The following is a 17,619-nucleotide window of genomic DNA, read 5'->3' as shown; positions in this document are numbered from 1 at the left end:
GTCTCCCTACCTCGGGACGGGGGCGCGCCACAGGGTCGGTGCCTCGTCGTCGGTGCCCGTCCCGAGGACGTGCCCGCCCATCGCGGCCAGCGCGGTGAGCCGCTGGTCGCCGGGGCCGGTGAGGCCGCCGACGTCGAGGCGGCGCCAGGTCGTCCCGTCGGCGGACGCCAGGACGGCCGCGTCGCCCTTCGCGCCCGCGGTGAGGACGAAGCCCTGCGGGGTCGGTGTGACGGCTGCGGCGGAGAGGCCGGGGCCGATGTTGCGCTGCGTCCAGGTCGCTCCGCCGTCGGTGGACACCAGGGCGACGGCGCTCTCCGAGATCGCGACGAGGGTGCCCCCGCGTGCGGCGACCCGGGTGAGCGGCGCGGTGAAACCGGGCGGCAGCGTGACGGCCGTCCACTTGGCGGCGTCCGGTGACGTCCAGATGGCGGGCGCGTTGCCGCGGGCGCCGACCGCCACGTACGTCTTGTCCGCCGCGGTCACATCGGACGGGGTGCCGTCGAGGGCGGTGCGCGTCCAGGTGCGGAGGTCGGTGGAGCGCCAGGCCGAGCGGTCCCCGACCGCGACGTAGCCGGACGGTCCCGTGGCGGCGGCGACCGGCGGCGGCCCGGCGGGGAACGCCACCTTCTGCCAGGCGAGGCCGTCCTGCGAGGTCAGCGCCAGCGGTGCGGGCGAGGTGCCGGACGTCCGGCCCACGGCCAGCCAGCCGGCGGTGCCGTGCACGGCGTCCGACAGCCGTCCGGGCGCGGCGGGGATCTGGGCCCGCGTCCACTGGACGCCGTCGGGGGCCGTCCAGAGCGCGGCGCCGCCGTTGGTGCTGCCGGCCGCGACGGCGAGCCCCGGGCCGGCGGTGAGCGACCGGATCGAGCGTTCCGCGCGGACGGCGCCCGGCACGGTGCGCAGGTCGACGCCGTACAGGTAGGCGTCGTCGCCCTGCCGCCCGGCGACGGCGACCCCGCCGAGGCCGGCGGCCGCCAGGCCGCTGGTCCGCACGCCCGCCGGAATGCTCCCGCCGGACTGCCAGGTGCGTCCGTCGGCGCTGCGCAGGATGGCGCGGGCGCCCTTCGCGCCGCGCACGACGACGGCGACACCGGCGTCCATGGCGCCGAGGCGCTCGATCCCGGACCCGCCGAAGCGGCTCGCCGCCTGCCACTTCAGGCCGTCCGCCGAGGTGAACAGGACCCCGAACCGCTTGGTCCTGCGGTGCTTCTTCCGCCCGGTCGTCTGCTCGCCCTCGCGGACGGTCGCGAAGAAGCCGCCGCCGGCGAGCGTCAGGCCCTTCATGGGCCCGTAGGACCCCTGCGCCTGGGGCACGTGGACGGCGGTCCACGTCCGGCCGTCGTCCACGGAACGCCACAGGGCGTCGGCGCGGACCGTCCGGGTGACCTTCTTGCGGCCCTTCTTCCGCGTGACCTTCCTGGCGTACGTGCCGTGGGCCATGATGACGTCGCCGGCACTCGCCACCTGGTCGAGGCCGGTGATCCCCTTGAGGCCGTCGACGCGCTGCCACGTCCGGCCGTCCGCGGAACTCCAGGCGACGGCGCCGCCCTTCGAGGCGCCCACGGCGATGAAGCCGCGGTCGGTGAAGACCAGGTCGTTCACCTGGTCGGACGGGGTGAAGCCGGCGCCGACGGGACGCCGTGTCCAGGTCTTGGCGTTCTGGCTCGTCCACTCCACCGTGGCGCCGGCGGGGGTGCGGCCGAGGGCCACCCAGTGACCGGACCAGCCGGAGACGAGGTGCGGGGTCTCGCCGAGCGGGGGCGTCGAGCCGTCCTCGGTGCGGACGTCCGCGAGCTTCCAGGTGCGTCCCCGGTCGGTGGAGACGAGGAAGCGCGCCTGCTGCCGCCCCGGTGTGCCGTCGCCCTCGGTCCCCGCCGCGACGACCGTCGAGCCCGTGGAGGTGATGGCGGTGAGGTCCTGGACGAGGCCGTCGGTGGTGGCGGCCGGGTCGAGGGCGAACATCTCGTCCGCCGCGACGGGGCCCTGGATGTCCGGTTCGGCCGGTGCCTCGTCGCGCTGGGAGACCGCGACGATCGTCCCGGCGGCGACCAGGACGAGCCCGGCCCCGACCGCCGCCCGGGCGCGCAGCCGCCGCCACAACACAGGCTTCGCGGCCGGCCGGGGCGGCTTCGGGGGGCCCGCGACCCGCACGTCGCCGGGTTCGCCCTTCGCGGCCTTCTTCCCGGGAGCGGGCTTCTCGGACGCCGGCTCGGGCCCGGCCGGCTTCGCCTGCTCCGGCGGGCTCTCGACCCGGACCCGGCCGCGGCTCGCGCCGCGCGCCGCCGCCTGCTCGGCCGCGTCGCGGGGCGGGGCGCCGTGCCCCCAGCTCAGCCCGGCCGCCCGCCACGCCTCGTAGGCGCGCTGCCAGGGCGACAGGGTCGCGCGCAGGCCGGCGACGTCGCCCGCGACGCCGAAGGTCAGCCGCCGCCGGACCTCGCGGGAGCCCGCCGGTCCGTTCTCGGCCGTCCGCGGGGCCTCGTCCTGCTCCGGGGTCCTCGCCGTCACACGCGCTCCTTCACGGTCCTGTCGGACCACCATCAAATCGCGCCACGGGACATCGTGTACCGACATCCGCATGAACGGCGGCCAATGGGGCCGCTGGAGCGTTCTATCACTTCAGGGGCGACGTATCAGACCTTTCGCCCGGATGCCCCCCTTGTACGCATAACCCCGGACATGGACGACCGGCGCGCCCGCCGGCGGGTCCCCGTACACCTCGGCCGAGACCCCGACACCGTCCGCTTCCACCCGGATACCGGACGGCACGATGATCTCCACCGAGGACTTGTACGCGAGCACCCTCAGGACCGTAACGGGGCCGTCCAATTCCGCGGCGCGCAGATCGATCGTCCCGGACCCTTTGTAGACGATCGTCGTGAAGCGTTCGGGCAGGCGCCACCGTCCGGCGCGCGTCACCGAACTCTTGTAGGCGACCTGGAAGCGTCCCACGGGCCCGCCGCCCGGACGCACCGGCACGGCCCCGCCGACCGGAAGATCGGCCGCGACGGCGCCCAGCTCGTCATGAGTGCGCGCGGCCAGCACGAGGTCGATGCGCTCGTCCAGCTCGGGCTCGTCCAGCCGCCCCTCGGCGAACGCGGTGTGCAGCCGGACGAGCATCTCGTCCCGATCGCGGTCCGAGGCGCGCAGTGCGGGCGCGGGATGCTGCTCGACGCTCATCACTTCTCCCCTTTGCGGCCGGCCGGCCTCCGCAGCCTGCCCCCTCCACCCCGTGGAGGGTCAAGACGCGATACATCGTAACTCTCCCCCGCTCGGCTTTCGAGACATTCGGCCGCATCCCGACGCGCGATCATGCTTACCGGCCTTTCGGACGTCCGTCCGCTAGGTTCGAAGCAGCCCGTAGATCGAGGGTGAGGGGGGACGATCCATGGGCGGGACGGTCGGCCGCGCCCACGGCCCGTACACGCTGTACGACCTGGACGCGCTTCCGGAGGAGGGCCGCCGCTACGAACTCGCGGACGGCTGGCTGAACGAGCTGCCGGGCGACCTGTGGCACGACCACGCCGCCGAGCAGCTGAAGACGATCCTGAAGGACGCGGCCCGCCAGGCCGACGCCGACGTCCACATCGCCGGCGCCCCGCAGGACGTGACGACGCCGTCCGGCATCCGCAAGCCCGACGTCTTCGCCGTAGCCCGCGACGTGGCCCGCGCCGCCCTGGAACGCCAGACCCGCACCTACTACGGCCCCGACCTCATCCTGGTGGCCGAGGTGGTCACCCCGCGCACGGTCAACGAGCAGATAGACCGCGTCCGCAAGGTGGACGAGTACGCCGCAACGGGCATCCCCCACTACTGGCTGGTCGACCTGGAGCCCCGCCCCACCATCACCCTGCTCGAACTGAGAAACGACCACTACGAGCTAACCGGCAAGGCCCGCTCCGGCGAAACCCTCACCCTGGACCGCCCCTACCCCATCACCTTCGACCCAGCCCGCCTCTCCGAAATGGACTAACCCCGGCCCGTCCCCAGCCGGACGACCGGCTGGGGACGGGCCGGGGACGGCGCCTCCATCAGAGGTCGAGGTCTCCCGCCTTCACCTGGGCGAGCAAGTCCCCGAACGCGGCCTGCCCCATGGCGAGGTGGCCGCCTTCGGGGTTCTTGCTGTCCCGCACACCCACCCGGGTCTCCAGGTGCGCGACCTCCACGCACGCGTTCTGTTCGGTTCCGCTGCGGCTGGACTTCCGCCACACGGGGCTGGTCACTGTACTGCCTCCATCAGTGATCGAATGAGGTCCCTGGACGGTCCCTCCATCAGGGCCTTGGCGCTGATCTGGTCGAACCTTGCGGCAAAGCCCAGGACGTCAGAGGGCGTGGAGACGAGACGGCCTCCACCCGAAGACTCGGTGTAGCAGACCTCGCCGAAGTCTTCGCCCGCCATGAGCTGAAAGCTCCCGTTCAGCCCAGGATATGCCCCTACCTCGTACGTCCGGGGCACCACGCGAACGATGACATGCGGCAGCTCCGACAGATCCACGAGGTGCTGGAGTTGCCCGCGCATGATCTCGGGACTCCCGATGGGCCACTCGATCGCGTTCTGAGAGATGAGGCACGTCACCTGCGGTGGCGGCAGGCGCTCGAACACTTGTTGGCGCATGACTCGTTCACGAAGGATCTTCTCCGGTTCGGCAGAGCTGCCCGCCATGATCAGCGCACGAGCATAATCCTCGGTCTGGAGCAAGCCGTGGACGAGCTGCGACTCGAAGATCCGGATGATGCCGGCCCGGCCTTCCTTCTCGATGTACTGGGCGAACCACTGCGGATCGTGCCCCATCGAGGCATACCACACCAATAGCTCGAACATTCGCCCGGTATTCCATACCTTGTCCAGCTTTCTCGCCTCGTCACCTTGCAGCCGTCGTCTGCCTGACTCGATGCGTGAAAGTGTGGACTGGCTGATCTTGAGGATGTCGGTCACCAGCGGGCTGCCGTTACCCGCTCGCCGCCTCCAAACCCGCACCATAACCGCTATGAAGTCCCACATGCTGTTCTGGGGGTTGGGTGACACCTCGGTCGCCATGCGCGATGGCCTCCATATTCAGCCTTATTCAGATCACCTCTGAATACGTGCAACCTACCAGTCGACTCATCAGTCTGTGTCTCAGTTCACAGCGTCGACTCGAAGGATGTGGTCCGTCATGAGCATTCACACCATCGACCTCAACGGCATGCCCGGAGCGTGACGGGATGGGTGTGCACGAGCGGCGGCCCGGAGGGCGGGTTCTTCCATTGCCTCCTTCTGAGCCGAAGGCCGCGCGGCGGCCTGGGGCGCCGATGCCGCAGCGGGAGCGGATCACCTTCCTGGTCCGGCTCAACGAGAGGTTCGTCCGGGTCGCGGGGCTGTTGACGGCCTTCACCTCTATCGACGGCTACCCCGTCCTCAACGTCATTCCGCACAAGATCCCCGGTCGTGCGGCCACAATCGGATGCCGCTACCGCGATGGGGAGTGGTGGTTCTACGACGTCCGAACCGGCGCACCGATCCGTCCCGCGAACGAACTGGACGCGGCGGCCTCCCAGATCAGGGTGGCCATGTCGCAGGTGACACGGTGAGCGAGCCGACGGCCGCGCGGAAACCGCGCAAGATCTTCGTCTGGGACGTCCGAAGCCGCGACGCCGGGTGGTCCGGGGTGACCGACGACCGGGACGACGCGATGCAGCACGTCCACCGCGTTCTTCGTGAGAGTGGACCCGATGGTTGGGGGTCGGTTCGACGGGTCGCGCTCGACCCGCTCGGCCGCGTCCGCTACGTCCACCTCGAAACGGTCACTGAGGCGTGGCGGGACGAGGGGACCGGCGCCATCGTCTGGCGGGACGGGTGAACGCCGCGCAGTACCTCGACGCCCTCGCCGCCGAACTCGACGCGGCAGGCTGGTCGACACGGCCCCGGTACGAGCGCATCCCCGTCCTGCTGCACGTCTTCTCCCCCGACCTTCCGCAGATCGGCGAGAGCGTCCACGTCAAGGCGGGGGTGGGCGGCGTGCCCTGGTTCGTTTCCTCCACCGGCGACCCGCTGAGGCCCTGCCACGACCTGGCCGGTACCACCAAGGAGATCGCGGCACGGCTGGCACCGTTCTCACCCGCACCTCACATCGTCCGCCTGACGCGACGCCGTCGGCCGTCCAGACGCCGGATGGCGCGATTCTTGCGGATGTTGGCGATCTTGCCGCTCGTACGGGCCGCGCGCCCGGGGAAGGGTGGTCAGTGTTGGCGTTCATGATGAGGAGGTCGCCGTGGCGGAGATGATGCGGGCGGTCCGGCAGGACGTGCTGGGCGGGCCCGAGGTGCTCAAACTGGTCGAGGTCGAGCGGCCGGAGCCGGGGCCCACGGAGGTGCTCGTGCGGGTGCGGGCGGCCGGGCTCAACCCGACCGACTCGAAGCACCGGGCGGGCGGCGGGTTCCTGGGCCAGCCCCCGTTCACCCTCGGATGGGACGTGTCCGGTGTAGTGGAGAAGGTCGGGATCGGGGTGACGCTCCACAAGCCCGGCGACGAGGTCTTCGGGATGCTGCCGTACCCCTTCGGGGTCGGGTCGCATGCCGAGTACGTGACGGCGGCGTCCCGGACGTTCGCGGCGAAGCCGTCCGCGATCGACCACGTGCAGGCGGGTGCGCTGCCGCTGGCGGCGCTGACCGCGTGGCAGGCGCTCATCGACACGGCCGGCCTGAGCGAGGGGCAGCGGGTGCTGATCCACGCGGCGGCGGGCGGCGTCGGGCACCTGGCCGTGCAGATCGCCAAGGCGGGCGGCGCCTACGTGCTCGGGACGGCCAGCGCGGGCAAGCACGAGTTCCTGCGCGACATCGGCGTGGACGAGCCGATCGACTACCGCAGCGTCGACTTCGCCGAGGCCGTGAAGGACGTCGACATCGTGATCGACACGATCGGCGGCGACTACGGTCCGCGTTCCCTGCGCGTGCTGCGGCCCGGCGGCGTGCTCGTGTCGCTCGTGCTGAGCAAGCTCACCGACACTAACGCCGACGGCGTCCGGACGGAGACCATGCTGGTCGAGCCCGACCACCACGCGATGACCCAGATCGCCGCGCTCGCCGAGGCCGGGATACTGCGGGCCGAGATCGACTCCGTCTTCCCGCTGGAGGACGCCGCGAAGGCCCACGAGCGCGGCGACACCGGCCGGGTCACGGGCAAGATCGTCCTGACCGTTTAGGCTCGACGCATGCTGCTGCTGACGACGCTCGACGCCTGGCGGACCGCGGCCGGGCCGCGGTTCGTCCTCTCGGACGCCGGGGCGGTGTGGGCGCCGGAGGAGGGCGCGCTCGCCGTCGCCGACGACGTGTTCGAGGAGGGGCAGGTCATCGCAGTCACGCTGGATCCCGAGCCGGGCGCGGTGCCGGCCCGCGGGGTGATCGACAAAACGGCGGCGTCCCACGTCCGCTACCTGCGGCGCGGGCCGGACGGCCGGCACACCGCGCTCCTCGACCGGCCAGCAACAGCGGCGGCGCTCGACCTGCTGCCGCACCCCGAGGGCGGCTGGTACCGGGAGACGTGGCGGTCGGACGTGGCCTTCACACCGGACGGCTATCCGGGCGAGCGGGCGAGCGCGACCGGCATCTACTTCCTGCTGCCGCCGGGCGAGGAGTCGATGTGGCACGCCGTCCGGTCCGCCGAGGTGTGGCTGTGGCACAAGGGCGGACCGCTGGCGCTGCTGCTCGACGGCGACGGCGAACGTCCGTCCGGCGACCCGGAGACGGTCATGCTCGGCAACGACCTGGCGGACGGGCAGGTCCCCCAGGCCGTCGTCCCGCCCGGCGTCTGGCAGGCGGCGCGTCCCGCCGGAGACGAAGAGGTCCTGGTCAGCTGCGTCGTCTCCCCCGGCTTCGACTTCAGAGACTTCCGCACCCTCCCCTAGCGCTCACCGCGCGGCCGGACGATCCGCGCGGCCCAGAGCGGCATGCGGGACGCTGGCCGGGCCCGGCCGGGCGGTGGCGAGTCCTGGCGCGAGCCGACATCGTGATCTCGCGAAGCGGCGCGGTCACCGCTGCTCGCCGGCGCGGCCAGAGAGATCAGCGCCCGGCCGATGCCACAGAATGCCGGTCGGTCCCGGAGGCATCGGCCGGCCGTACGGCTTCTGGGGTCGGTGCGGCGGGACATTCTCCTGGCTCGGGCTGACACGACGGGCAACGGCGAGCTACACTGAATCACGTAGATCGATCGTGATTCAGGCTTGTGGGAGGCGGTTTCAGTGACGACGAAGGTCGGCATACTGGTCGAGCGTGCCCGCGCCAACGCAGGCTTGAGCCAGCGTGCCCTCGCGGATGCGACTGGTATCTCGCAATCCACCCTGTCGCGGATCATCTCGGGAGATCGGGTTGCGAAGATGCCGGAGGTGGTGGCGATCGCGTGGGCGACCGGGCACACGGTCGCCCAGCTGACCGGGGCGCGGACGGTGGCCGACCGGGTGCAATGTGCGGCGCGAGCCACCAACGATTCCGGCATGGACCGGATGCGGGAGGCCCTGCTGCACTTCCTCGAACTGGACGACTACCTGGACGACCAGGCCGTCCCCGCGACGATCTGACACACGGGCAGAAGACCTTGAACGCTGAAGCCGAGGGACGCAGCGCCGCCGAGCGGTTTCGTCGGGACCATCACCTGGGCGTACTTCCGCTGGGCGATCTTGTGGCGATCATCGAGCAGGCGTCCGGAATCGACGTGGCGGTACTCGACGTCGGCCCGGACGAGCATGGCCTGACGATGCGGGATCCGGCGCGCGGCGCGGTGTTCATCGGCGTCGCGCGCACTCGGCGCCCGATGCGGCAGCGCAGCACGCTCGCCCACGAGCTCGGTCACGTGCTGTTCGCGGACTGGGCGGACAACGGTGCCTGCGATTGGAGCAAGCGAACCCCCGCGGAGATTCGGGCCGATGCCTTCGCACGTCACTTGCTGGTACCGGTCGAGGGCCTGCGCGCGTTCCTCGGCGACCAAGAATCCGTGCCCCAATCCGTCCTCTCCAGAGTCGTTCAGCGGTTCCTCGCATCACCCCAGATAGCCGCGATCGCGCTGCACCAAGCCGGTTACATCGACGACGGCAAAAAGCGCGAGTGGATGATGTTGAGTACACCAACCCTGGCCGTCCGGTACGGATGGATAGACCAGTACCACGCGCTGCAGGCCGACTCTGACCGGCGGAGAGCACCGCAACGACTTCTGGCACGCGCGATCAGGGGCTATGCGGAGGGGGTGCTGCCCGTACAGGCCATCGCCACCCTGCGCGGCATCACGACCGAAGCCGCTGAAGCAGACCTCCTCGATGCTGGTATCGCGCCCACCGAACGGCCGGTCGCCTGGGCCGACCCGAACGAATTGCCGGACGTGGATGTGGACCTGGCCGGCTTGGACGAGGACCTCAACGCATCAGATGACGGCCCACCCACGTCCAACGGGGAGAGAGCGGGATGAGTCACCGGCCGATCATTGACGCCGGTCCCGGCCTCAACTTCCTCTCCATCAACAAGGAACGACTGCTCATCGGCGTGCTCGGACCGCTCAGCACCCCGGAAACCGTGCAGAACGAGGTACTTCGCAAGGCCGAGCAGGATGAACGCTTCCGCGCTGCCGCGACGGTCTGGCGCAAGCTGGGGCCCCGCTGGATGGAAGTGCTCTCCGATGATCAGACGCCCGAGCTCGCAGCCGCCGTCCATCGGATCACCCGCCAGCCCATGGAACAACGGATGACCCGGCCGAAGGACCTCGGCGAGACCATGGTCATAGCGCACGCGGTCGTCGCCGCGGAATCGGGCGAGACGGTAACGGTCCTGATCGATGACGGGGACGGTGCTCGGGCCGCCACATCGGAAATCGCGCGGCTCCGCCGCCTCCAGTCCAACGGATGCGATGTGGGGTCGATCAGGTTAGTGGGCACGCTGACGGTCCTAGAACGTGCTGCGGACAAGCGCATGGTCAAGGACAAGGCCGCTATGTGCGACCTCTACGCCCGGCTGCGCGGCCTCGATGACGGCCTGCCGCCGATCCAGAGAACGAACCTTCTGTCTCCTGCGCACTGGTCCTGAGGCAACTCGGCATTTCGCCAAGCAGCTCGCCTGCGTCGACGTTCTCAGCGAGGGGCAGCTCATCTTCGGTACGGCGGCCGGGTACCTGGAGCCGGAACCGCGCGCCGTCGGCGTCCCGTGGAGGGACGCGGCGCGGACGGACGAGCACCTCGCGGCCACGCGGTCGCCCTGGCACGACGACAAGCTCGTCAAGGACCACGGCCCGGCCAAGCTGGGTGCCCGCCCCGCCCCCCAACGACGTTGAGTTGCGGCGTGTTGTTGTTATGCGTGGCCTCATAACAACAACACGCCGCAGGTCAACGGGTCAGTCGGAGGAGAAGGCGGCGTCGAAGGCGCCCTCGGGGGGCTTCATCGCGTTCAGGGCTCTGACGAACTCCAGGGCCTCGGGGGCGCCCTGGAGGCGGTCCATGCCGGCGTCCTCCCACTCGACGGAGATCGGGCCGTCGTAGCCGATCGCGTTCAGCGCGCGGAACACGTCCTCCCAGGGGACGTCGCCGCGGCCGGTGGAGATGAAGTCCCAGCCGCGCCGCATGTCCGCCCACGGCAGGTGGGACGACAGGCGCCCGCGCCGGCCGTCGCCCGTCCGGACCTTGGTGTCCTTGCAGTCGACGTGGTAGATCCGGTCGCGGAAGTCGAACAGGAAGCCGACCGGGTCGAGCTCCTGCCACACGAAGTGGGACGGGTCGAAGTTCAGCCCGAACGCGGGACGGTGCCCGATCGCCTCCAGGGTCCGGACGGTCGTCCAGTAGTCGTAGGCGATCTCGCTCGGGTGGACCTCGTGCGCGAACCGGACGCCGACCTCGTCGAACACGTCCAGGATCGGGTTCCAGCGCTCGGCGAAGTCGGCGTAGCCGCGCTCCACCATCGCGTCGGGGGTGGGCGGGAACATCGCGACCGTGTGCCAGATCGAGGAGCCGGTGAAGCCGACGACCGTGTCGACGCCCAGCTTGGCGGCGGCGCGGGCGGTGTCCTTGATCTCGGCGGCGGCGCGCTGCCGGACGCCCTCGGCCTCCCCGTCGCCCCAGATCCGCTCCGGCAGGATCGCCTTGTGGCGTTCGTCCGGGTTGTCGCAGACGGCCTGGCCGACGAGGTGGTTGGAGATCGCCCAGACCTTCAGGTCGTGCTTGGCGAGCGTCTCCAGCTTGCGCGGGATGTAGGAGTCGTCGGCGAGGGCCTTGTCGACCTCGAAGTGGTCGCCCCAGCAGGCGATCTCCAGGCCCTCGTAGCCCCAGCCGGACGCGAGGCGGCAGACCTCCTCGAACGGCAGGTCCGCCCACTGGCCGGTGAACAGGGTGATCGGTCGTGCCATGGCTAGTTGCTCCCTTCGACGTCGACCCAACTGCGGGACGCCGCGCTGTCGGCCACCGCGGCGAGGACGCGCTGGACCTGCAGGCCGTCGGCGAACGACGGCCGCGGGTCGGTGCCGTCCGCGATGGCGGTGAGCAGGTCGGCGATCTGGTGGGTGAAGGTGTGCTCGTATCCGAGGATGTGGCCGGGCGGCCACCAGTGCCCGGCGTACGGGTGGACGGGCTCGGTGACGACGATGCGGCGGAACCCGGCGGTCTCCCCTCCCTCCGTGCCGTCGTAGAACCAGAGTTCGTTGAGCGATTCGAGGTCGAACGCCAGGGCGCCGGACGAGCCGCTGACCTCGATGCGCAGCGAGTTCTTGCGGCCGGTGGCGAAGCGGGTGGCCTCGAAGGTGGCGAGCGCGCCGGCGTCGGTGCGTCCGATGAACAGGGCCGCGTCGTCGACGGTGACCGGCGCGGTGCCGCCGCCCGGCACGGGACGTTCCGGGACGAACGTGTCCATCAGCGCCGACACCCCGACGAGCGACTGCCCGGTGATGAACTGGGCGGTGTCGATGATGTGCGCGCCGATGTCGCCGAGCGCGCCCGACCCGGCCCGGTCGCGGTCCATCCGCCAGGTGAACGGGGCCTCCGGATCGGCCAGCCAGTCCTGGAGGTACTGCACGCGGATGTGCCGGACGGTCCCGATGCGCCCCTCGTCCACCAGCCGCCGCGCGAGGGTGACCGCCGGGACGCGCCGGTAGTTGAACCCGACCATCGACCGGACGCCGCGCTCGCGGGCACGGTCGGCGGCGGCGGTCATCGCCTCGGCCTCCGCGACGGAGTTGGCGAGCGGCTTCTCGCACAGGACGTGCTTGCCGGCGTCCAGCGCGGCGACCGCGATCTCGGCGTGGCTGTCGCCCGGCGTGCAGATGTCGACGAGCTGGACGTCGTCGCGGCGGAGCAGCTCCTTCCAGTCGGTCTCCACCGACGCCCAGCCGAGCGCGTCCGCGGCGGCGCGGGCGCGGTCGGCGGAACGTCCGGCGAGGGCCGCCATGACGGGCGTCAGCGGCGGCCCGAAGAACGGCCCCACGCTGCGCCACGCCTGGGAGTGGGCGCGCCCCATGAACGCGTACCCGACCATCCCGACTCCGACGGTCGTCATATTCAGCTCACCTCTCTGTGTGACCGGCGCGCCCGCCGCGGGAGCGGGGCGGGCGCGCCGGTGCCCCCGTCGCTCAGGACTCGAAGCCGAGCGGCATGTACGTGTCGACGTTGTCCTTGGTGACGGTCTCGGACGCCAGTGTGATCGACTGCGGGACCTGCAGCTCGACCAGGTCGGTCATGCCCTTGCCCTGCGCGATCAGCCGGCCCAGCTTGATCGCGGACGCGGCCATCGTCGGCGGGTAGGTGACGGTCGCCTCCAGCACGCCGCCGCCCGACTTGATCTCCCGCATCGCGTTGGCGGACCCGGCGCCGCCGACCATGAAGAACTCCTTGCGGCCGGACTGCTTGATCGCGGCGAGCACGCCGACGCCCTGGTCGTCGTCGTGGTTCCACATCGCGTCGATCTTCTTGTGCGCCTGGAGGAGGTTCGTGGCGACCTGGTTGCCGGACTCGACGGTGAACTTCGCGTCCTGCTTCGCGGTGACGGAGAAGCCGTAGGACTTCAGCGCGTCCGCGAAGCCCTTGCTGCGGTCCTGGGTGAGCGGCAGCGTCGCGATGCCCTGGATCTCCACGATCACCGGGTTGGAGACGCCCTTGTCCTTCAGCTTCTTGCCGATGTAGTGGCCGGCGGAGACGCCCATGCCGTAGTTGTCGCCGCCGATCCACGTCCGGTACGACAGCTTGTCGGGGAAGACGCGGTCGAGGTTGACGACCGGGATGCCGGCGTCCATCGCCTTGCGGGCCACCTGGTTCAACTGCTCGCCGTCGTTCGGCAGGATCACCAGGACGTCCACCTTCGCCCGGATCAGGGTCTCGACGGCGGAGATCTGCTGGTTGATGTCGTTGGTCGGCTCGACCGGCTTGAACGTGACGTCCTTGTACTTCTTGGCCTGCGCCTCGGCGTTCTTCGCGATCGCCGCGATCCAGCCGTGGTCGGCGGCCGGCGCGGAGAACCCGACGGTGACCTGCTTGCCCGGCTTGTCGTTGTCGCCGGCGAGCGCGCCGGTCTGGGCCGCGGGCGCGGGGTCGTCCTTCTCGCTGTTGCTGGTGCAGGCGGCGGCGAGGGTGCCGGCCGCGACGACGGCGCCGCCGAACAGGACGCCTCTGCGGCTGGGACGAGGGCTCTGATCACGCATGACGTGCTCCTGATGAAGGGATGGGGCGTCCCCCGCCGCGCGCGTCCCCGCTGCGCGCGGCGCTGGACATGGGGGTGGTGGACGGGTCAGGTGGGCGAGCGGAGCCCGCGGCGCTGCAGCAGCACGGCGATGCCGATGATCACGCCCTTGGCGATGAGCTGGTCGCTGGTCTGCAGGCCGTTCAGGATGAACAGGTTGGTGATGACGGTGAAGATCAGCACGCCGAGGATCGACCCGACGACGGTGCCGCGCCCGCCGGTGAGCAGCGTCCCGCCGATGATGACGGCGGCGATCGCGTCCAGTTCGTACAGGTCTCCGTGGGTGCTGGAGCCGGTGGTGGTGCGCGCCATGATGATGAGCGCGGCGATGCCGCAGCAGAACCCGGACAGCGCGTACAGCAGCAGGGTGTGCCGGCGGACGTCGATGCCGGCGAGCCGCGCCGCCTCCGGGTTGCCGCCGACCGCGAACGTCCGGCGGCCGAACGTGGTGCGGTTGAGCAGCACCCATCCGGCGACCGCGACCGCCGCGAAGATGTAGACGACGAGCGGGATCCCGAGCACCTTGGTGGTGGACAGCGAGACGATCGCGTCGTTCTCCGGGCGGACGAGCTGGGTCTTGCGGTCCGACATCCGCTGCGCGAGGCCCCGTGCGGCGACGAGCATCGCGAGCGTCGCGATGAACGGGACCATCCGCCCGTAGGAGATCAGCAGCCCGGTCACGACGCCCGTGCCCGTCCCGACGAGGATCGCGCAGAGCGCCATCACGCCCGGCCCGTAGGACTGCGTCGCGACCGTCGTGGCCCACACCGAGGCGAGGGCCATGACCGATCCGACGGACAGGTCGATCCCGCCGCCGATGATCACGAAGGTCTGGCCGACGGTGATCACGCCGATGGTGGCGGCGAGCGCGAGGATGCCGACGATGTTCCCGGACGTGGCGAAGTTGTCCGGCTCGGTCACCAGGCCGACGACCGCGAGCAGGACCAGCGCGGCGACCAGGCCGAGGTGGTGGACCTCGCGCTTGCCCGCGGCGCCGCCCCGCACGAACGGCCGCCAGGGCCCGCCGGTCCCCGCCGCCTTCTTGGTCGGTGGTCCGAGCGTCTCGGTCACAGGGCACTCCCTTCCATGATCATGTTCAGCACGGTGCCCTCGTCGAGGTCGCGGGCGTCGCCGGTGTGCACGACCCGCCCCTCCCGGACGACGAGGACCCGGTCGGCGAGCCCCAGCACCTCGGGGACCTCGCTGGACACCAGCAGCACCCCGATCCCGCGCCCGGCCAGCTCCCGGATCACCGCGTACAGCTCGGCGCGGGCGCCGACGTCCACGCCGCGGGTCGGCTCGTCCAGGATCAGCAGCCGCAGGTTCTCCGCGTCGAGCAGCCAGCGGGCGAGGACGACCTTCTGCTGGTTGCCGCCCGACAGCGTCACGACGGGGCGCGCGGGGTCGGGCGGCCGGATGTCGAGCGCCTGGATCTGGCGGCGGACGTCCGCCACCTCGCGGCGCCGGTCGAGCCAGCCGAGCCGGGCGTAGCGGGGCAGGCCCGCGACGGTGACGTTCCCGGCGACGGTCTCGTTCAGCAGCAGCGCCTGGCTCTTGCGCTCCTCCGGCGCCATGCCCATGCCGCGCCGCACCGCCGCGCCGGTGTCGCCGGGACGGACGGGGCGGCCGTCGACGAGCACCCGGCCCCGCGCGGCGCGCCGGGCGCCGTAGATCGTCTCCAGGATCTCCGAGCGGCCCGACCCGACGAGCCCGGCCAGCCCGACGATCTCGCCGGCGCCGACGGTGAGCGACACGTCCTCGAACGCGCCCGGCAGCGTCAGGCCCTCGACCCGCAGCACCTCGGCGCGGTCGCCGGACGCCTCCGGCCGCTCGGGGAACACGTACTCGACGTCCCGGCCGGTCATCAGCGACACGATCTGGTCGGTGGAGGTGGTCTTGGCCGGGAGCCCGACCGCGACGGTCCGGCCGTCCTTGAGGACGGTCACCCGGTCGCCGATCTCGCGGATCTCCTCCAGCCGGTGCGAGATGTAGACGACCGCGACGCCGGCGGCGGTCAGCTCCCGGATGATGCGGAAGAGGTTGCCGACCTCGTCGTGCGCGAGCGCGGCGGACGGCTCGTCCATCACGATCAGCCGGGCGTCGTGCGAGAGGGCGCGGGCCATGCTGACGACCTGCTTGCCCGCCGCGGGCAGCCGCCCGACCTCGCGGCGCGGCGGGATCTCGCCGTGCCCGAGCCGGCCGAGCAGCTCGCGCGCGGCGCGCTCGGCGTCCCCGCGCCGGGTGAACCCGAGGCGCGCCCTCTCGTGCCCGAGGAAGACGTTCTCGGCGACCGACAGGCCGTCGACCAGGTCGAGCTCCTGGTAGATGGTCGCGATGCCGGCGCGCATCGCGGCGGTCGGCCCGGCGAGCCGGACCGGCTCCCCGGCGAAGACGATCTCGCCCTCGTCGGGCTGGTGCGCGCCGGCGAGCACCTTGATGAGCGTGGACTTCCCGGCGCCGTTCTGCCCGAGCAGGCAGTGCACCTCGCCCGGAAGGACGTCGAGGTCGACGCCGTCCAGCGCGCGGACGCCGGGGAACTGCTTGACGATGCCGCGCATCCGCAGCAGCGGTTCCATCGGTGCGGCCTCCTCAGGACGCGGAGAAGGAGAAGACGTGGTCGCTGATGAGCCGGGCGCCGCCGACCACGCCGGCCGCGCCGGCGAGCTCGGACAGCACGATCGGGAGGTTGCCGGTCGCGAGCGGCGCGGACCGGCGGTAGACGACGCTGCGGATCTCGGCGAGCAGGGTGTGCCCGAGGCCCGCGACGCCGCCCGCGATGATGACGAGCCCGGGGTTGAAGAAGCTGACCAGCCCGGCGAGGACCTGCCCGACGTGCCGGCCGCCCTCCCGGATGATCCGCACCGCGGCCGCGTCGCCCGCGGCGGCCGCCTCGCCGACGTGCTCGGCGGACAGCTCCCCATGGGTCTCCAGCAGCGCGGCGAGCACCGGCGACTCCCCCGAGCGGGCCGCCGCCTCGGCGTCCCGCGCGAGGGCGGCGCCGCCGAAGAACGCCTCCAGGCACCCGGCGTTGCCGCAGGCGCAGATGGGGCCGTCGTCGTCGACCCGGATGTGGCCGATGTCGCCGGCGCTGCCGGACACGCCGCGGTAGATGGCGCCGCCGACGACGATCCCGCAGCCGATGCCGGTGCCGATCTTCACGAGCAGGTAGTCGTCGACCGACCGGGCGAGCCCCGCGTGCAGCTCGCCGAGCGCCATGAGGTTCACGTCGTTGTCGACCAGCACCGGGCAGCCGAGCTCCTGGCCGATCGCGTCCCGCACCGGGAAGCGGTCCCAGCCGGGCATGATCGGCGGGACGACCGGCATGCCGTCCCGGAAGCTGACCGGCCCCGGCACCCCGATGCCGGTGCCGTGCACCTGCGGGATGAGGCCCTCGTCGCGCAGCTTGCCGAGCAGGTCGAGCGCCCGCTCCAGCACCACGGTCGCGCCCTGCCGGACGTCGCACGGCTCGCTGACGTGGCCGAGCACCTCCAGCGTCCCGTCGGTCACCGCGACGTCGATCGAGGTGGCGCCGATGTCGAACGCGACGAACCGCAGGCTCGGTGACAGCCGGACGATCCCGGACCGCCGCCCGCCCCGCGACGCGGCGAGCCCCGCGCCCTCGACGAGCCCCAGCTCGACGAGCCGGTCCAGCTCCACGGCGAGCTTCGAGCGGGACAGCCGGACGACGTCCCCGAGCTCGGCGCGCGACCGCGGCCCCTCGTCCCGCAGCAGCCGCAGCAGCCGTGCCTGATGCACGTTCTGCGGACGAGCCGACATGCGCATCACGCCGTCCTCTCGGGATCGGTCCGGGCCCCGGAGCCGCTGTGACTCCGGTCTCATGGCCGAGACCGTAACCCGCTTTCGCCGCTTTGAGAAGACCTTTTCTCTAGATCATCCGAACTTTCTCCACTCAGAGGACAAAGTTGCGGATGCGCAACGGCCCGCACCCAC

Annotated in this window: 19 protein-coding genes; 9 read left to right on the top strand and 10 right to left on the bottom strand. The window is 71.5% G+C overall.

What is annotated here, in order from left to right:
• Positions 1-6 precede the first annotated feature (6 nt).
• Positions 7-2,505 (bottom strand): hypothetical protein, encoded by a 2,499-nt coding sequence (locus tag ABFX46_RS32735; protein WP_346047784.1) that lies wholly within the window; start codon positions 2,503-2,505, stop codon positions 7-9.
• Positions 2,506-2,616: 111 nt separating this feature from the next.
• Positions 2,617-3,177 (bottom strand): DUF1707 SHOCT-like domain-containing protein, encoded by a 561-nt coding sequence (locus tag ABFX46_RS32730; protein ID WP_346047783.1) that lies wholly within the window; start codon positions 3,175-3,177, stop codon positions 2,617-2,619.
• Between the two features lie 208 nt (positions 3,178-3,385).
• On the opposite strand from ABFX46_RS32730, the gene ABFX46_RS32725 reads away from it, so the two are divergent.
• Positions 3,386-3,970: a Uma2 family endonuclease gene (locus ABFX46_RS32725; RefSeq protein WP_131939968.1), complete on the top strand. Its 585-nt coding sequence runs from the start codon at positions 3,386-3,388 to the stop codon at positions 3,968-3,970.
• A gap of 58 nt (positions 3,971-4,028) precedes the next feature.
• Here the strand turns inward: ABFX46_RS32725 and ABFX46_RS32720 are convergent, their stop codons facing one another.
• Positions 4,029-4,220, bottom strand: a complete 192-nt coding sequence (locus ABFX46_RS32720) for a DUF397 domain-containing protein (RefSeq protein WP_346047782.1) — start codon at positions 4,218-4,220, stop codon at positions 4,029-4,031.
• Entirely contained in the window at positions 4,217-5,035 is an 819-nt protein-coding gene (locus tag ABFX46_RS32715) for a helix-turn-helix domain-containing protein (protein ID WP_346047781.1), read from the bottom strand. The genes ABFX46_RS32720 and ABFX46_RS32715 overlap by 4 nt, the downstream gene beginning before the upstream one ends.
• Before the next feature lie 254 nt (positions 5,036-5,289).
• Between ABFX46_RS32715 and ABFX46_RS32710 the strand changes: the two genes are divergently transcribed.
• The 8 genes from ABFX46_RS32710 to ABFX46_RS32675 all read left to right on the top strand — a co-directional run bounded on the left by ABFX46_RS32710 (position 5,290) and on the right by ABFX46_RS32675 (position 10,041).
• Positions 5,290-5,568 carry a hypothetical protein gene (locus ABFX46_RS32710; RefSeq protein ID WP_346047780.1) on the top strand — a complete coding sequence of 93 codons (279 nt, stop codon included), beginning with the start codon at positions 5,290-5,292 and terminating at the stop codon, positions 5,566-5,568.
• Positions 5,565-5,837, top strand: a complete 273-nt coding sequence (locus ABFX46_RS32705; protein WP_346047779.1) for a hypothetical protein — start codon at positions 5,565-5,567, stop codon at positions 5,835-5,837. Before ABFX46_RS32710 ends, ABFX46_RS32705 begins: the two co-directional genes overlap by 4 nt.
• Positions 5,834-6,235 carry a hypothetical protein gene (locus ABFX46_RS32700; protein ID WP_346047778.1) on the top strand — a complete coding sequence of 134 codons (402 nt, stop codon included), beginning with the start codon at positions 5,834-5,836 and terminating at the stop codon, positions 6,233-6,235. Before ABFX46_RS32705 ends, ABFX46_RS32700 begins: the two co-directional genes overlap by 4 nt.
• 22 nt (positions 6,236-6,257) lie before the next feature.
• The gene (locus ABFX46_RS32695) at positions 6,258-7,178 is read left to right on the top strand and encodes an NADP-dependent oxidoreductase (RefSeq protein ID WP_346047798.1); all 921 of its coding nucleotides are present in this window, start codon (positions 6,258-6,260) and stop codon (positions 7,176-7,178) included.
• A 9-nt stretch (positions 7,179-7,187) separates the two neighbouring features.
• A complete protein-coding gene (locus tag ABFX46_RS32690; protein WP_346047777.1) occupies positions 7,188-7,880 on the top strand; it encodes a cupin domain-containing protein in 693 nt (230 codons plus the stop codon).
• Positions 7,881-8,213: 333 nt separating this feature from the next.
• A complete protein-coding gene (locus ABFX46_RS32685) occupies positions 8,214-8,549 on the top strand; it encodes a helix-turn-helix domain-containing protein (RefSeq protein ID WP_346047776.1) in 336 nt (111 codons plus the stop codon).
• A 17-nt stretch (positions 8,550-8,566) separates the two neighbouring features.
• Positions 8,567-9,430 carry an ImmA/IrrE family metallo-endopeptidase gene (locus ABFX46_RS32680; protein ID WP_346047775.1) on the top strand — a complete coding sequence of 288 codons (864 nt, stop codon included), beginning with the start codon at positions 8,567-8,569 and terminating at the stop codon, positions 9,428-9,430.
• Positions 9,427-10,041: a PIN domain-containing protein gene (locus ABFX46_RS32675; RefSeq protein WP_346047774.1), complete on the top strand. Its 615-nt coding sequence runs from the start codon at positions 9,427-9,429 to the stop codon at positions 10,039-10,041. The genes ABFX46_RS32680 and ABFX46_RS32675 overlap by 4 nt, the downstream gene beginning before the upstream one ends.
• Before the next feature lie 304 nt (positions 10,042-10,345).
• Here the strand turns inward: ABFX46_RS32675 and ABFX46_RS32670 are convergent, their stop codons facing one another.
• From ABFX46_RS32670 to ABFX46_RS32645, 6 genes are all read right to left on the bottom strand, one after another.
• Positions 10,346-11,350: a sugar phosphate isomerase/epimerase family protein gene (locus ABFX46_RS32670; RefSeq protein ID WP_346047773.1), complete on the bottom strand. Its 1,005-nt coding sequence runs from the start codon at positions 11,348-11,350 to the stop codon at positions 10,346-10,348.
• A 2-nt stretch (positions 11,351-11,352) separates the two neighbouring features.
• Positions 11,353-12,492, bottom strand: a complete 1,140-nt coding sequence (locus tag ABFX46_RS32665) for a Gfo/Idh/MocA family protein (RefSeq protein WP_346047772.1) — start codon at positions 12,490-12,492, stop codon at positions 11,353-11,355.
• A 73-nt stretch (positions 12,493-12,565) separates the two neighbouring features.
• Complete coding sequence (locus ABFX46_RS32660) at positions 12,566-13,630, bottom strand: ABC transporter substrate-binding protein (protein WP_346047771.1); 1,065 nt, start codon at positions 13,628-13,630, stop codon at positions 12,566-12,568.
• Positions 13,631-13,716: 86 nt separating this feature from the next.
• On the bottom strand, positions 13,717-14,739 hold the full coding sequence (locus tag ABFX46_RS32655; RefSeq protein ID WP_346047770.1) for an ABC transporter permease: 1,023 nt from the start codon (positions 14,737-14,739) through the stop codon (positions 13,717-13,719).
• Complete coding sequence (locus tag ABFX46_RS32650) at positions 14,736-16,244, bottom strand: sugar ABC transporter ATP-binding protein (protein ID WP_346047769.1); 1,509 nt, start codon at positions 16,242-16,244, stop codon at positions 14,736-14,738. The genes ABFX46_RS32655 and ABFX46_RS32650 overlap by 4 nt, the downstream gene beginning before the upstream one ends.
• A 13-nt stretch (positions 16,245-16,257) precedes the next feature.
• On the bottom strand, positions 16,258-17,451 hold the full coding sequence (locus ABFX46_RS32645) for an ROK family transcriptional regulator (protein WP_346047768.1): 1,194 nt from the start codon (positions 17,449-17,451) through the stop codon (positions 16,258-16,260).
• Between the last annotated feature and the right edge of the window lie 168 nt (positions 17,452-17,619).

The organism is Actinomadura chokoriensis (assembly GCF_039529475.1).
GTDB classification, from domain to species: Bacteria; Actinomycetota; Actinomycetes; order Streptosporangiales; family Streptosporangiaceae; genus Spirillospora; species Spirillospora bangladeshensis.
The sequence above is the reverse complement of the archived record's forward strand: the minus strand, read 5'-3'. Positions and strand labels throughout refer to the sequence as shown.

Bases quoted from the DNA above. Each gene is read 5' to 3' on its own strand.
- ABFX46_RS32730 (WP_346047783.1), bottom strand. From the start codon at position 3,177: ATGAGCGTCGAGCAGCATCCCGCGCCCGCACTGCGCGCCTCGGACCGC.
- ABFX46_RS32725 (WP_131939968.1), top strand. From the start codon at position 3,386: ATGGGCGGGACGGTCGGCCGCGCCCACGGCCCGTACACGCTGTACGAC.
- ABFX46_RS32715 (WP_346047781.1), bottom strand. From the start codon at position 5,035: ATGGCGACCGAGGTGTCACCCAACCCCCAGAACAGCATGTGGGACTTC.
- ABFX46_RS32710 (WP_346047780.1), top strand. From the start codon at position 5,290: ATGCCGCAGCGGGAGCGGATCACCTTCCTGGTCCGGCTCAACGAGAGG.
- ABFX46_RS32695 (WP_346047798.1), top strand. From the start codon at position 6,258: ATGATGCGGGCGGTCCGGCAGGACGTGCTGGGCGGGCCCGAGGTGCTC.
- ABFX46_RS32690 (WP_346047777.1), top strand. From the start codon at position 7,188: ATGCTGCTGCTGACGACGCTCGACGCCTGGCGGACCGCGGCCGGGCCG.
- ABFX46_RS32675 (WP_346047774.1), top strand. From the start codon at position 9,427: ATGAGTCACCGGCCGATCATTGACGCCGGTCCCGGCCTCAACTTCCTC.
- ABFX46_RS32670 (WP_346047773.1), bottom strand. From the start codon at position 11,350: ATGGCACGACCGATCACCCTGTTCACCGGCCAGTGGGCGGACCTGCCG.
- ABFX46_RS32665 (WP_346047772.1), bottom strand. From the start codon at position 12,492: ATGACGACCGTCGGAGTCGGGATGGTCGGGTACGCGTTCATGGGGCGC.
- ABFX46_RS32660 (WP_346047771.1), bottom strand. From the start codon at position 13,630: ATGCGTGATCAGAGCCCTCGTCCCAGCCGCAGAGGCGTCCTGTTCGGC.
- ABFX46_RS32650 (WP_346047769.1), bottom strand. From the start codon at position 16,244: ATGGAACCGCTGCTGCGGATGCGCGGCATCGTCAAGCAGTTCCCCGGC.
- ABFX46_RS32645 (WP_346047768.1), bottom strand. From the start codon at position 17,451: ATGCGCATGTCGGCTCGTCCGCAGAACGTGCATCAGGCACGGCTGCTG.